This is a genomic window from Stenotrophomonas sp. YJH_SMC_57, assembly GCF_059369755.1.
The window spans coordinates 134,525-148,518 of record NZ_JCAFSZ010000009.1 but is presented as its reverse complement, the minus strand read 5'-3'; the positions used below and the strand labels follow the sequence as shown (position 1 = coordinate 148,518).

At 67.2% G+C, this 13,994-nt stretch carries 5 protein-coding genes and 1 other RNA gene; 5 read left to right on the top strand and 1 reads right to left on the bottom strand.

Features of this window, described 5'->3' with window-relative positions; genetic code table 11:
- The first annotated feature begins 9 nt into the window (after positions 1–9).
- The 3 genes from AC5P7U_RS13965 to AC5P7U_RS13955 are packed head-to-tail and all read left to right on the top strand — an operon-like array spanning position 10 to position 1,912.
- Positions 10–759 carry a 3-deoxy-D-manno-octulosonic acid kinase gene (locus AC5P7U_RS13965; protein ID WP_197563618.1) on the top strand — a complete coding sequence of 250 codons (750 nt, stop codon included), beginning with the start codon at positions 10–12 and terminating at the stop codon, positions 757–759.
- A complete protein-coding gene (locus AC5P7U_RS13960; RefSeq protein WP_495221212.1) occupies positions 759–1,526 on the top strand; it encodes an MBL fold metallo-hydrolase in 768 nt (255 codons plus the stop codon). The genes AC5P7U_RS13965 and AC5P7U_RS13960 overlap by 1 nt, the downstream gene beginning before the upstream one ends.
- Positions 1,523–1,912, top strand: a complete 390-nt coding sequence (locus AC5P7U_RS13955; protein WP_004154610.1) for a nuclear transport factor 2 family protein — start codon at positions 1,523–1,525, stop codon at positions 1,910–1,912. The genes AC5P7U_RS13960 and AC5P7U_RS13955 overlap by 4 nt, the downstream gene beginning before the upstream one ends.
- A gap of 79 nt (positions 1,913–1,991) precedes the next feature.
- Here the strand turns inward: AC5P7U_RS13955 and ffs are convergent.
- Positions 1,992–2,088: signal recognition particle sRNA small type (ffs, locus tag AC5P7U_RS13950), an RNA gene on the bottom strand.
- Between the two features lie 300 nt (positions 2,089–2,388).
- Here ffs and AC5P7U_RS13945 point away from each other — a divergent pair.
- Positions 2,389–2,706 carry a DMT family transporter gene (locus tag AC5P7U_RS13945; protein ID WP_004154611.1) on the top strand — a complete coding sequence of 106 codons (318 nt, stop codon included), beginning with the start codon at positions 2,389–2,391 and terminating at the stop codon, positions 2,704–2,706.
- A gap of 366 nt (positions 2,707–3,072) precedes the next feature.
- Positions 3,073–13,959, top strand: a complete 10,887-nt coding sequence (locus tag AC5P7U_RS13940; RefSeq protein WP_495221211.1) for an autotransporter-associated beta strand repeat-containing protein — start codon at positions 3,073–3,075, stop codon at positions 13,957–13,959.
- Positions 13,960–13,994: the final 35 nt, after the last annotated feature.

Sequence of the window (13,994 nt, the reverse complement as noted above, 5' to 3'; positions counted from 1 at the left end):
CTCAATGAGATGGTCGCATTCGACGCCAATGAAGCGCTGACGCCATGCCGCGAGGGTCGCGGCATCGGGGCCATTCTGTTCGACCGCGAGCGGCTGCGGCAAGCCGAGGTCGGCCTGTTCTCGCCCCAGCACTGGGGTAGCAAGGCCCGGCCGGTGGGTGAGGGCGGCCGCGGCAGCGCCTGGTTCATCGATGCGCCTTTCGGCGCCAGCGTGCTGCGCCACTATCTGCGCGGTGGTCTGGCGGCGAAGATCAGCCATGACCAGTACCTCTGGCGCGGCTCGGACCGGACCCGCAGCTTCGCCGAGTTCCGGCTGATGCGTGCCCTGCGCGAGAAGAAACTGCCGGTGCCGCGACCGATCGCGGCGTTCTACATGCGTGAGGGCCTGCGCTACCGGGCGGCGATCCTGATGGAACGGATAGAGGGTGTGCGCTCGCTGGCCGACCGGGCGCTGGTCGCTGGCCGGGGGGCGCCGTGGGAGGAGACCGGCCGGCTGATCGCCCGCTTTCACCGTGCCGGCCTGGACCATGCCGACCTCAATGCGCACAACATCCTGTTCGATGGCAACGGCCATGGCTGGCTGATCGACTTCGACCGCGGGGTGATCCGCATCCCGGCCACGGCCTGGCGCGAACGCAATCTCAAGCGCCTGCTGCGCTCGCTGATCAAGCTGCGCGGCGAGCGCAGCGTGGAAGACGTGCAGAAGGACTACGTGCGGCTGCGCCGCGCCTATGACATGGCCTGGAACCGGGGCACCTGATGGACTGGTCGTTGCGTTTCCTCGGCGTCGGCAATGCGTCGGCGGTCGAGCTGGGGTCGCCGATGTCGGTGATCGAGCGCGATGGCCGTCCGTGGCTGACCATCGATTGCGGCGGTGAAGGCCTGACCGCGTTCAAGGCGCACTACGGGCACATGCCGCAGGCACTGTTCGTCACCCATGTGCACCTGGACCACGTGGCCGGCTTCGAACGGTTGTTCGTGGACACCTTCTTCAACGCGCACCGGCGCGGCAAGGTGCGTCTGTATGTGCCCGCCACGGTGGTGCCGCTGCTGCACAAACGCATCGGCGACTACCCGAACGTGCTGGCCGAGGGCGGTGCCAACTTCTGGGATGCCTTCCAGCTGGTCGTGGTGGGTGAGGCGTTCTGGCACGAGGGTGTGCGCCTGGAGGCCTTCCCGGTGCGCCACCACTGGCCGGAGACGGCCTATGGCCTGCGCCTGCAGGGCGCGCTGACCTGGAGCGGCGATACCCGCCCGATTCCGGAGATGCTGGCCCGCTACGCCAATGACAATGAACTGATCGCCCACGACTGCGGCCTGCACGGCAATCCGTCGCATACCGGCGTGGCCGATCTGGAGCGCGAGTACAGCGCCGAGCTGCAGGCGCGGATGATGCTGTACCACTACGCCAGCGCGGCCGACGGCCAGGCGCTGGCCGCGCGCGGGCACCGCGTGGCGCAGCCGGGGCAGTGCGTGCCGCTGGCCAGCCCGACCGCAGCGCACGTCCTGGCGCAGGACCCGCCATGAACGATACCGGCCGGCCCGCTGATGCGGCGCTGGCTGCCGAACTGGAGGCGCTGGAGCGCGCGCTGCACGCACCGCAGGTGCGGGGTGATCGTGAGCGCCTGGCTGCATTGCTGGACGAGGATTTCAGCGAGATCGGCAGTTCCGGCCAATGCTACGGCCGTGCGGCCGCGCTGGCGGAAATTCCGCTGGAGCGGGCGCAGCTGTTGATCGAGTCGGAACAGTTCGCGGTGCGGCTGTTGGCCGGTGGCCTGGCCCAGGTGCGCTACCGCAGCCGCTATCACGTGGATGGCCAGGCGCAACGCTGGGTGCTGCGCAGCTCGCTGTGGCGCTGGCACGGGCAACGGTGGCGGATGCTGTTCCATCAGGGAACGCCCGAAGCACGGTAGCGCCGGGCCATGCCGGGCGAAGGGCGCCAACCAAGGTTGGCGTCTACCCAAGCGGCGGGCATCGCCCGAAAAGGCGATGGCCCCGCCGGCTGACCTCGGCGCCCGCGTCGATCGATACCGTTGCTGCCTTCCGGCCCTGGCGGGATTTTCGACCTAGCGTCGCGAGGGGCCGACGGGGCCACCATAGAGACGTTGGCCGCCCAGTGGGCGTCCAGTTCACGGATCAGGGGAAGCAGCGCGCGATGCGCCAGAGACCACAGCCGGACTGCACATCAGCTGGCTGATGGCAGAGGCGCATTCTAGCGCAGGCAGGCCCATCGACGCCAGCTTCGCGCACTGAATCGGCTGTAACCCGTTCCCGGCAACGGCGGCCGGGGCGCACCCCCGTTGCTAGAATGCCGGCCAGGAGGAACGACCTCCCCCACATCGGGACCCAATGACCAGGACGGCCTGGCCCTACCAAGAGGAGGGCCGTCATGGCCTGGATCTATCTGTTGTTCGCCGGCCTGCTGGAAATCGTCTGGGCCGTGTCCATGAAGCAGTCAGAAGGCTTCACCCGGCTCACGCCTACCGTGGTCACGATCGTCGGCATGATCGCCAGTTTCTGGCTGCTGGCCGTGGCCATGCGCAGCCTGCCGCTGGGCACCGCTTATACGATCTGGACCGGCATCGGCGCGGTCGGCGCGTTCGTGGTCGGCATCGTGTTCCTTGGTGAGCAGGTCAGCTCGATGCGGATCGGCGCAGCGGTGCTTATCGTTTCTGGCCTGGTTTTGATGAAACTCTCCAGCAGCTGAGAGTTTATCCGGGCGGTTATATGTGCGCTCGGGGTGTTTGCCGTGAATAGGGAATGTGCATTTTCGGCAAAATAAATTCATTCACGTATTTTATTTGACGCACGTCATGAAAATTATGTGGGTGATTCACGCGGCACTGTCGGCGCCCGTCGCACAGTGCCGCCATTCGTGGAGCGGAATCGGGGAGTTTTTGCTCCGGCGGATACGCTGACGCGTCGTCTTCGCTGCGCGCCCGCGTGAAGATTTGAGATTTTCAGAAGTTAATGCCGCCAGGCCTTGTTCCCGCATCGGGAGCCGGGATGGGCCGCATCGTCTTCAAAAAAACCTGCCCGCAGTGCCATCCGGTCTTTTCATGGAGATTTACCGATGAACCGCATTTACCGTCTGGTTTTCAATCGCGCCCTCGGCGTAATGCAGGTTGCATCGGAGGTCGCCCAGAATCCCGGCGGAAGTGCGGTTACCGCGAAGCGGCCACCGCGTCTGCGGGCGCATCAGCTGGCGGTCGCACTGGTGGCCACGCTGGCCAGCGGTTCGGCCTTCGCAGCGTGCACAGGCACCACGATCGTCAACTGCGACAGCTCCACCAACATCAACAACTACGCCAACCCGAGCAGCGGCCTGACGTTGAACATCGCCAGCGGCGCGGTGTTCAGCGTGCCTCTGCTGTTGGGCGGCAATGCGGTGACGTTGAGCGGCAGCAACACCACGGTCAACAACGCCGGCACGATCGATCCGTTCCTGACCGGTGGGCTCAGCTTGGCCGCGGCCGGCCTGGTGGTCGGCAACAACACCGCCGGTGGCAGCGCGATCACGGTCAACAACCAGACCGGCGGCCAGATCAAGGGCATCTTCAACATCGGTACTTTGCTGGGCTTCGGCGGCCAGGCGATAACCGCGCAGAATGCCGCAGGTGGGACCACCACGCTGGTCAATGATGGTGCGATTGGAATGTCGCTGCTGGGGGTAGGGCAGCTTGCGGATGCGACGTCGGTGGTGACCTATGGCGGGGCACAGGCCAACGTGACCAACCGTGGCAGCATCACCGGCCGTGTCGGCCTCGGTGCTTCGACAGGCAATACGTTCACCAATGCGGGCACGATCACCGGCAGTGTGCATCTGGGCGATTCCACCGGCGGCAATACCTTCACTGCCGTGGCAGGGTCCAGCGTGGTTACCGGTGGCGGCAGCGCACCTGCCGGCGTGCTCGCTGGCGTAACCGGGGTGAAGGTCGCAGCGGCGGGCACCGTTGACGCAGGCATCGGCACCGGTGCCGCCAACAACACCCTGGTGCTGCAGGACAACGCCAGCAACAACGGGCCTGCGTCGAGCATCGGCTGGACCAACTACATCGGCTTCCAGAAGCTGACCGTCAACAGCGGCACCTGGAACCTGCAGGGACCGTGGTCGGGCACGGGCGCGATCACCCTCGGCGGTGGCGTGGTGAACTTCAACAGCAACACCTCATTCGGTACCGGCCTGTTCACCGTCACTGGTGGTTCGATTGCGGCGAGCGGTGCGGGGCTGTCGCTGGGCAACAATTTCACCCTTAATGGCGGGTTGACCCTGGCTGGTGCCCAGGGCTTCGGCCTGGGGGGCCTGTTGTCCGGTACCGGCGGGCTGACGGTGAACAACACCGGCATCGTCACCCTGGGCGGCGCGAACCTGTTCAGCGGTGGCGTCAACCTCAATGCCGGCGGCCTGGTGCTGGGCAATGCCGGGGCGCTCGGCAGCGGCAGCCTGACCGTCGGTGGCAGCGCCTCGCTGGATACGACGGCCGGCTTCAGCCTGGCCAACAACCTGGTGATCAATGGTGGCGGCGCGCTGAACCTGCTGGGCAGCAATGCGTTGTCATTGAACGGCTCGATCTCCGGTGCCGGCAATCTGACCAAGAACGGTGCCGGCACCCTGACCTTGAACGGCGCCAATTCGCTGACCGGCAATTTCAACCTGGCCGGAGGTGCGTTGGCACTGGGCGCGGGTGGCACCCTGTCGCCCACCGGTGCGATCACGGTCGGCATCGGCACCAGCCTTGACCTGTCTGCAGCGGGCAACCAGACCATCGGTTCGCTGGCTGGGCTTGGCGGCTCGGTCAACCTTGGCAGCCGCACGCTCACGCTCGGCGGGCTGGGCAATACCAGCTACAGCGGCACCTTCGCCGCAGGCACGGGTGGCCTGGTCAAGCTCGGCTCCGGCGTGCAGACCCTGTCAGGCGTCAACAACCTCAGTGGCGGCGTGGCGCTCAATGCCGGTGGCCTGCTGCTGGGCAACGCGGCTGCGCTGGGCAGCGGTGCGCTCAGCGTCGGCGGCAACGTGACGCTGGATGGCACCACGGGCGCGCTTGCGCTCGGCAACACGGTCAATCTGGGGGCGGGCAGCATCCTCAACCTGTCCGGCAGCCAGGCACTTACGTTCAACGGCGTGATCGGTGGGACCGGCAGCCTGGTCAAGAACGGTGCGACCACCCTGACCCTCAACAACGCCAACACCTTCAGTGGTGGGCTGTCACTTGCTGCCGGTGGCCTGGTGCTCGGCAATGCCGCTGCGCTCGGAACCGGCGCCCTGAACGTCGGCGGTGCGGTGACGCTGGATGCAGGGTCTGCGCTGAGCGTGGGCAATGGCATCAACCTTGGCGTGGGCGGGCTGCTGAATGTGCTGGGCAGCAATGCGCTGACCCTGGGCGGTGCCATCGGTGGTACCGGCAGCCTGGTCAAGAACGGAGCGGCCACGCTGACGCTGGGGGGTGCGAATACCTTCACCGGTGGCCTGGCGATCAACGCGGGCAAGGTGGCGGTGGGCAGCGGCGGAAGCCTGGCCGCCGGTGGTGCGGTCAGCCTGGCCGGTGCCGGCGCGGACCTGGATATCTCGGCCGGAGGCAACCAGACCATCGGTGCCTTGTCCGGCATTGCCGGCAGCACTGTGACGCTGGGCGGCAGCACGCTCACCTTCGGTGATGCCACCAACCAGACGTTCGCCGGGGTGATCGGTGGCACCGGTGGACTGGTCAAGCAGGGAACCGGCACGCAGACGCTGAGCGGCGCCAATACGTTCAGCGGTGGCCTGAACCTGGCCGCGGGCGGCCTGCTGCTGGGCAACAACAGTGCAATCGGCAGTGGCGCGCTGACCGTCAGCGGAAACGGTACGCTCGATGGCTCGGCCGCACTGAACCTCGGCAACGCCATCAACCTGGGTGCGGCGCTGACCCTGCCGGGCAGCCAGAACCTCACGTTGGGCGGCAACATCACCGGCACCGGCAGCCTGACCAAGAACGGCGCCTCGCTGCTGACCTTGAATGGCACCAACACCTTCAGCGGTGGCCTGACGCTCAACGCCGGCAGCCTGCTGCTCGGCAACAGTGGCGCACTTGGCAGTGGCGTGTTGAATGTGGGAGGCAGCGCGTCGCTGGACGGCAGCGCGGCGCTGAACCTGGCCAACAACGTGGCCCTCGGCAGCGGGGCGGTGTTGTCGCTGCCGGGTTCGCAGGCGATCACGCTCGGCGGGGTGGTGTCCGGTGCGGGCGGCCTGGTCAAGAACGGTGCCAGCACGCTCACCCTCAACGGTGCCAACACCTTCGCAGGTGGCCTGACGCTCAATGGCGGCGGCCTGATGCTGGGCAATGCCGGCGCGCTTGGAACCGGACTGCTTGCGGTCGGTGCAAACGCCACACTCGACAGCTCGGTGGCCTTGAACCTGGCCAATGCAATCGATCTCGATGCCGGCGCGCAGTTGAGCCTGACCAGCAACCAGAACACGGCCCTGGGCGGCCTGGTCACGGGCACCGGCGGCCTGATCAAGACCGGAACCGGCGTGCTCTCGTTGAACAACAGCAATCTCTTCAGCGGTGGCCTTGCGTTGAATGCAGGTGGCCTGTCGGTTGGTGCCAACGGCGCGCTCGGCACGGGGGCGTTGAACATCGGCGGCAACGTTTCGCTGGATGCCGGCGCTGCGGTGACGTTGGCCAATGCAGTGAACCTGGGGGCCAACACGCTGACCCTGCCGGGCAGCAACAACCTGACACTGACCGGTGTGGTGGGCGGGACCGGTGGCCTGATCAAGAACGGTGCCTCGACGCTGACGCTGTCCGGAGCCAACACCTTCGTGGGCGGAGCCACGGTCAACGCCGGTACGCTCGCACTCGGTGCCGGCGGCAGCCTCGCCGCAGGCGGCGCCGTGGATCTTGCCGGTGCGGGTGCAACCCTGGATATCTCCGCGGCGGGCGCCAACCAGACCATCGGCGCGTTGAACGGCGTGGCCGGCAGCCAGGTTGCGCTGGGTACGCAGTCACTCACCTTCGGCGGCGCCAGCAATGGCAGCTTTGCCGGCGTCATCGATGGCAGTGGCGGGCTGGTCAAGACCGGCACCGGCGTACAGACGCTGTCCGGCGCGAATACCTTCGGCGGCGGTGTCGCACTGAATGCCGGTGGCCTGGTTCTTGGCAACACGGGGGCGCTGGGAACCGGGGCGCTGGCGATCGGAGGCACCACCACGCTGGACAACACGGTGGCGGTGAACCTGGCCAATGCAGTGAACTTCGGCAACGGCACGCAGTTGACGCTGGGCGGCAGCAATGACGTCACCCTGGGCGGCGTCGTGGCGGGCAACGGCAGCCTGGTCAAGAACGGTACCGGCCTGCTTACCCTCAACAACACCAATACCTTCGGCGGTGGCCTGACCTTGAACGGTGGTGGGCTGGTGGTCGGCGCCAACGGCGCACTGGGGGGTGGCGCGCTGGCGGTGAATGCCAGCACCACGCTGGATGCAGGTGCCGGCGTCAGCCTGGGCAATGCGATCAACCTGGCCTCGGGTGTTGCGCTGACCCTGCCGGGCAGCAACACGCTGACATTGTCGGGGGTGATCGATGGCGACGGCAGCCTGATCAAGAACGGTGCAACCACGCTGACGCTGTCCGCTGCCAACACCTATACCGGTGGTACCACCATCAATGACGGCACGCTGGCACTGGGCCTGGGCGGCAGCCTTGCCGCGGCGGGGGATGTCACTCTGGGTAACGCCGGCGCCGCTTTCGATATCTCCGGTGCGGGCGGCAGCCAGACCATCGGCGCGCTCAATGGCGTGGGTGGAACCACGCTGGCGCTGGGGGGTAATTCGTTGACCTTCGGCACCGCCAGCAACGCCGCCTTCGGTGGCGTCATCAGTGGCAGCGGCGGCCTGGTGAAGGTAGGTGCGGGCGTACAGACCCTGTCCGGCGCCAACACCTTTGGTGGCGGCGTGACGCTCAATGCCGGTGGCCTGGTGCTGGGCAACGATGCCGCGCTGGGTACCGGTACGCTCACTGTCGGCGGTGCGTCGACGCTGGACACCACCGGGCTGGCCACGCTGGCCAACAACATCGCGCTCAATGCCGGGCTGACCGTGCTCGGCACCCACGCATTGACCCTCAATGGCGTTCTGTCCGGTACGGGCAGCCTGACCAAGGAGGGCGGCGCGACGCTGACCTTGAACGGCGCCAACACTTACACCGGTGGCACCAACATCAACGCCGGTACGCTGGCGCTGGGCGCCAATGCCAGCCTGTCGGCAACCGGCACGGTCAACCTCGCCACCGGCGCCACGCTGGATCTGTCTGCGGGCAACGGCACGCAGCAGTTCGGCACCCTGATCGGCAACGGCACAATCAACCTCGGCGCCAATGCGATCGAGGTGGGTGGGGCGAGCAATGGCACCTTCAGCGGTTCGATCACCGGTACCGGTGGCCTGACCAAGGTCGGTGCCGGCACTGAAACCCTGACCGGAACCAACACCTATACCGGCGGCACGCTGATCAATGCCGGTACGCTGGCGATCGGCCCGGGTGGCAGCCTGGCGGCAACCGGTGCGGTGACGCTTGCTGCACCGGGGACCGGCTTCGACATCTCGACATCCGGCGCCGACCAGACCATTGGTTCGCTGGCCGGCGTAGCTGGCTCCAACGTGAGCCTGGGCGCGCAGTCGCTGATCCTCGGCGGGGTGGCCAACAGCGTGTTCGACGGTGCGATTTCAGGCACCGGCGGCCTGGTCAAGAACGGAGCTGGCGTCCTGACCCTGGGCGGCACAAATCTGTTCAGCGGTGGCGTCGCACTCAACGGCGGTGGCCTGGTGGTCGGCAACGGTGCTGCGCTGGGCGGTGGCGCGTTGTCGGTCGGCGGCAACGCGACGCTGGACGCTTCGACGGGTGTCACTCTGGGCAACAACATTGGGCTCGCAGCGGGTGTCACTCTCGATCTTCTGGGCAGCAACGCGCTGACGCTGGGCGGTGTGATTTCCGGTACCGGCGGCCTGATCAAGAACGGTGCGGCGACCGTGACCCTGACCGGTGCGAATACCTACACCGGAGGCACCACCATCAACAGCGGCACGCTGGCCATCGGTGCTGGTGGCAGCCTGGCATCGACCGGCGCGGTGAACCTGGCAGGTACCGGTACCCTCGATATCTCTGCGGGCAACCAGACCATCGGTTCGCTGGCCGGCGTGGCAGGCAGCACGGTGGCACTCGGTGGCAGCACGCTGAGCCTGGGCGGCACGGTGGACAGCACCTTCAACGGCGCGATCAGCGGCAACGGTGGCCTGATCAAGAATGGTGCCGGCGTGCAGACGCTCAATGGCGCGAGCACCTTCAGTGGTGGCGTAACGCTCAATGCCGGTGGCCTGGTGCTCGGCAACAACGCTGCGCTGGGCACCGGCGCGGTAACGGTGGGTGGCAATGCCACGCTCGATTCGAACACCGCAGTGACGCTGGCCAACAACTTCATCCTCAACAGCGGGCTGACCGTACTGGGCAGCAACAACCTCACCTTCAACGGCAACCTGAGTGGCGCCGGCTCGCTGACCAAGGAAGGCGCCGCGACGCTGACCTTGAACGGCACCAACAGCTACACCGGAGGCACCTTCATCAATGCCGGTACGCTGGCGTTGGGCGCAGGCGCGAGCCTGCACGCCGGTGGCATCGTCAACCTGGCTTCGGGCGCGACCTTCGATCTGTCGGCAGGCAATGGCACGCAGACCTTCGGCACCCTGATCGGCAACGGCACGGTGAACCTGGGCGCCAATACGCTGACGATCGGTGATGCCAGCAACGGCACGTTCAGTGGTTCGATCGGCGGCACCGGTGGGCTGGTCAAGGAAGGCAGCGGCACCGAGACCCTGACCGGCACCAACACCTTCACCGGTGGCACTACGATCAATGCCGGCACGCTGGCGATCGGCGCGGGCGGCAGCCTGGCCGCGACCGGCGCAGTGACCCTGGCCAATGCCGGTACCGCCTTCGACATCAGTGCAGGGGGCGCGCAGTCCATCGGCTCGCTGGCCGGCGTGGCCGGCAGCACGGTGTCGCTGGGTGGCAGCACGCTGACACTCGGTGGCGTGGGCAACACCACGTTCGCTGGTGACATCACCGGTACCGGCGGCCTGGTCAAGAACGGTGCCGGCGTGCAGACGCTGAGCGGCAACAATACCTTCAGCGGTGGCGTGGCGCTCAACGCCGGTGGCCTTGCCCTGGGCAACAACAACGCGCTGGGAACCGGCACGCTGACGGTGGGCGGAAACGCCACGCTGGACGGCACCACGGCATTGACCCTGGCCAATGGCATACAGCTGGCCAGCGGCACGCTGACCTTGCCTGGCAGCAACGCGCTGACCTTGAATGGTGCGATCGGTGGTGCCGGCGGCCTGCTGAAGGACGGTGCCTCGACGGTCACCCTCGGTGGTGCCAGCACCTATACCGGCACCACCACCATCAACAGCGGAACGTTGGCGGTGGCGGCCGGTGGCAGCCTGTCCGGTGCCAGCACGGTCAACCTGGCCGGTACCGGGACACTGGATATCAGTGCCGGCGGCAACCAGAGCATCGGCGGCCTGGCGGGTGTGACCGGGTCCAGCGTGCTGCTGGGTGGCGCAACCCTGAGCACCGGCGGCAACAATGGCAACACTACGTTCGGCGGTGTGCTCAGTGGTACCGGCGGCCTGGTGCAGGGCGGTACCGGCACGCTTACCCTGACCGGCAGCAATACCTACACCGGTGGCACCACCATCAACGGCGGCAGCACGCTGCAGATCGGCAATGGCGGCAGCACCGGGTCGGTACTGGGTGACATCACCAACAATGGCAGCCTGGTCTACAACCTCGGCACCACCGCAACCGTGGGTGGCGTGGTCAGCGGCAGCGGCGGCCTGACCCAGGCCGGCAGCGGTACGCTGGTGCTGACCGGCAACAACACCTACACCGGCGGCACCACCATCAATACGGGCGGCACGCTGCAGGTCGGCAATGGCGGTGCGACCGGCGCGATCGTCGGTGACATCAGCAACAACGGCGCACTGGTATCCAACGTCGCCGGCAACACCACGCTGGGCGGCACCATCAGTGGCAGTGGCGGCCTGACCCAGGCCGGCAGCGGCACGCTGACCCTGACCGGCAACAACACCTACACCGGCGGTACCACCATCAATACCGGTGGCACGCTGCAAGTGGGCAACGGCGGTGCGACCGGTGCGATCACCGGCAACGTCGCCAACAACGGCAGCCTGGTGTTCGACGTGGCGGGCAATACCACCGTCGGCGGTGCGATCAGTGGCAGTGGCGGCCTGACCCAGGCCGGCAGTGGCGTGCTGACCCTGGTCGGCAACAACACCTACAGCGGCGGCACCACCATCAATGCGGGCGGTACGCTGCAGGTGGGCAACGGCGGTGCCAGCGGTGCGATCACCGGTGATATCACCAACAATGGCGCACTGATCTCCAACGTTGCAGGCAACACCCTGCTGGGCGGCACTATCAGCGGCAGCGGTGGCCTGACCCAGGCGGGCAGCGGCACGCTGGTACTGACCGGTACCAATACCTACACCGGCGGCACCACCATCAATACCGGTGGCACGCTGCAGCTGGGTAACGGCGGAGCAACGGGTTCCATCGTCGGTGACATCACCAACAATGGCTCGCTGGTGTCCGGCGTGGCCGGCAACACCACGCTGGGCGGAACCATCAGCGGCAGCGGTGGCCTGACCCAGGCGGGCAGCGGCACGCTGACCCTGACCGGCAACAATACCTACACCGGCCCGACCACCATCAACGCCGGTGGTACGCTGCAGGTGGGCAATGGCGGCGCCACCGGAGCGATCGGCGGCAGCGTCACCAACAACGGTAGTCTGGTGTTCAACGTGGGTGGAAACACCACCGTCGGCGGGGCGATCAGCGGCAGCGGCGGCCTGACCCAGGCCGGCAGTGGCACGGTGACCCTGACCGGTAACAATACCTATACCGGCGGGACCACCATCAACGCGGGCGGCACGCTGCAGGTCGGCAACGGCGGCGCCAGCGGCGCGATCACCGGCAACGTCACCAACAATGGCAGCCTGGTGCTCAACGTGAGTGGAAACACCACCGTCGGCGGAACCATCAGCGGCAGCGGCGGCCTGACCCAGGCCGGTAGCGGTACCGTCACCCTCACCGGCAACAACACCTATACCGGTGGCACCACCATCAATGCCGGTGGCACTGTGCAGGTTGGCAATGGCGGCGCCAGCGGATCGATCACCGGCAACATCACCAACAACGGCGGCCTGGTCATCAATACCGGTGGCACCACGACACTGGGCGGCAGCATCAGTGGCGGTGGCAGCATCGTGCAGGCCGGCCCGGGCGGCCTGAACCTCGGTGGCAACAGTGGTGGCTTCAGCGGCACCGGCCAGGTCACCGGCGGTGGCCTCAATGTCACCGGCACCATCGGTGGCCAGTGGACCATCGGCAGCGGTACCGGACTGTCCGGCACCGGCACCATTGGCGGTACCGGTGGTGGCGTGACCGTATCCAGCGGCGGCGTGCTGTCGCCGGGCAATGGCCCCGGCAACGGCAGTGGCACCGGCAATGGCGTCGGTACCATCACCATCGGTGGCAACCTGACCCTGTCGCCGGGCAGTACGCTGGGTATCGATCTGGGCGCCACCGGCAGTGACACGGTGCAGGTGGGAGGCAGCGCCAACGTGGGCGGCAGCACCGTGCAGGTGAACACCATTTCGCCGAGCACCAGCTACCAGCAGGGCCAGCAGTACACGGTGGTCAATGCGGGCGGCGGCGTCAGCGGCCAGTTCGCCGCGGCGACCACGCCGTCGGCCTTCCTGACCATCACCCCGGTCTACACCGCGAACACCGCCAACCTGAAGATCGATGTGGCGCAGACCGCAGCGTTCACCACCGTGGCGAAGACGCGCAACCAGTACAACACGGCTGCGGCGCTGGACAGCCTGCCGCAGAGCGGTCCGGCGCTGGGCCTGTACAACACGCTGCTGATGTACGACGCCGGCACTGCGCGCAGCGCATTCGACCAGCTCTCCGGCGAAGTGCATGCGGCCAGCCGAGCGGTGCTGCTGTATGACAACTACCTGGAAGAAGGCATCCGCCAGCGCCTGGGCAGCGAGTTGCCCACCGTGCGTGGCGAGCGCGCTTCGGCGTGGCTGGCCGGCAGCGGCAAGGTGTTCAAGCAGGATGGCGATGGCAACGGCGACGAGATCCGTTCCAACCGCAATGCGGTGATGGCCGGCGTGGACTGGCAGCTGGGTGAGCACGTGGTGCTGGGTGCGGCCGCAGGCAGCGAGCGGTTGGATACACGGCTGTACGATCGCAACTCGCGTGCCCGCCTGCGCGGTACCACCTTCGGCCTGTATGCACAGGGCGAGTGGAACAACGGCTTCGCGGTGGGCGGCAGCGTGTCGCGCGGCGATTACCGCACGCGCACCACCCGTGAGGTGCCGTTGCTGGGCCAGACCCTGCACAGCCGCCAGGATTCGGATGTGACCATCGCCCAGGTGGAGGGCAGCTGGACCTGGACCCACGGCAGGACCCAGCTGCAGCCGTACGTGCAGTTCACCAGGCACTGGGTCGACAGCGATCGTGCGACGGAGCAGGGCGGCAGCGCTGCGCTGGTGCTGGAAGGCGGCAAGGACACGCTCAATGTCAGCACGGTGGGCGTGCGGGGCCGCTGGGAGGTGGGCAGCGGCGAGCGCTTCCCGGCACAGCTGACCGTCGGCCTGGGGTGGCAGCACGCCTCCGGTGACACCGACGTGGCCAGCCGCAACCGCTTCGCGGTGGGTGGCGATGCCTTCGACGTCTACAGCGCGGTGATGGCACGCAATGCGCTGGTCAGCCAGGTCGGCGTGGCGGTCGGGCTGGGCCGCAACAGCCAGCTGTCGATGTTCGTGCAGGGCCAGCACGGCGATGGCCGCCGCGATGTCGGCGGGCAGATCAACCTGCGCGTGGGCTTCTGAGGGGAGTAGGCCGGCAACGGATCCACGCACACCGT

What these genes read in the sequence shown, in the direction of transcription:
- AC5P7U_RS13945 (WP_004154611.1), top strand. Translation starts at nt 2,389, where the DNA reads ATGGCCTGGATCTATCTGTTGTTCGCCGGCCTGCTGGAAATCGTCTGG.
- AC5P7U_RS13965 (WP_197563618.1), top strand. Translation starts at nt 10, where the DNA reads ATGGTCGCATTCGACGCCAATGAAGCGCTGACGCCATGCCGCGAGGGT.
- AC5P7U_RS13960 (WP_495221212.1), top strand. Translation starts at nt 759, where the DNA reads ATGGACTGGTCGTTGCGTTTCCTCGGCGTCGGCAATGCGTCGGCGGTC.
- AC5P7U_RS13940 (WP_495221211.1), top strand. Translation starts at nt 3,073, where the DNA reads ATGAACCGCATTTACCGTCTGGTTTTCAATCGCGCCCTCGGCGTAATG.
- AC5P7U_RS13955 (WP_004154610.1), top strand. Translation starts at nt 1,523, where the DNA reads ATGAACGATACCGGCCGGCCCGCTGATGCGGCGCTGGCTGCCGAACTG.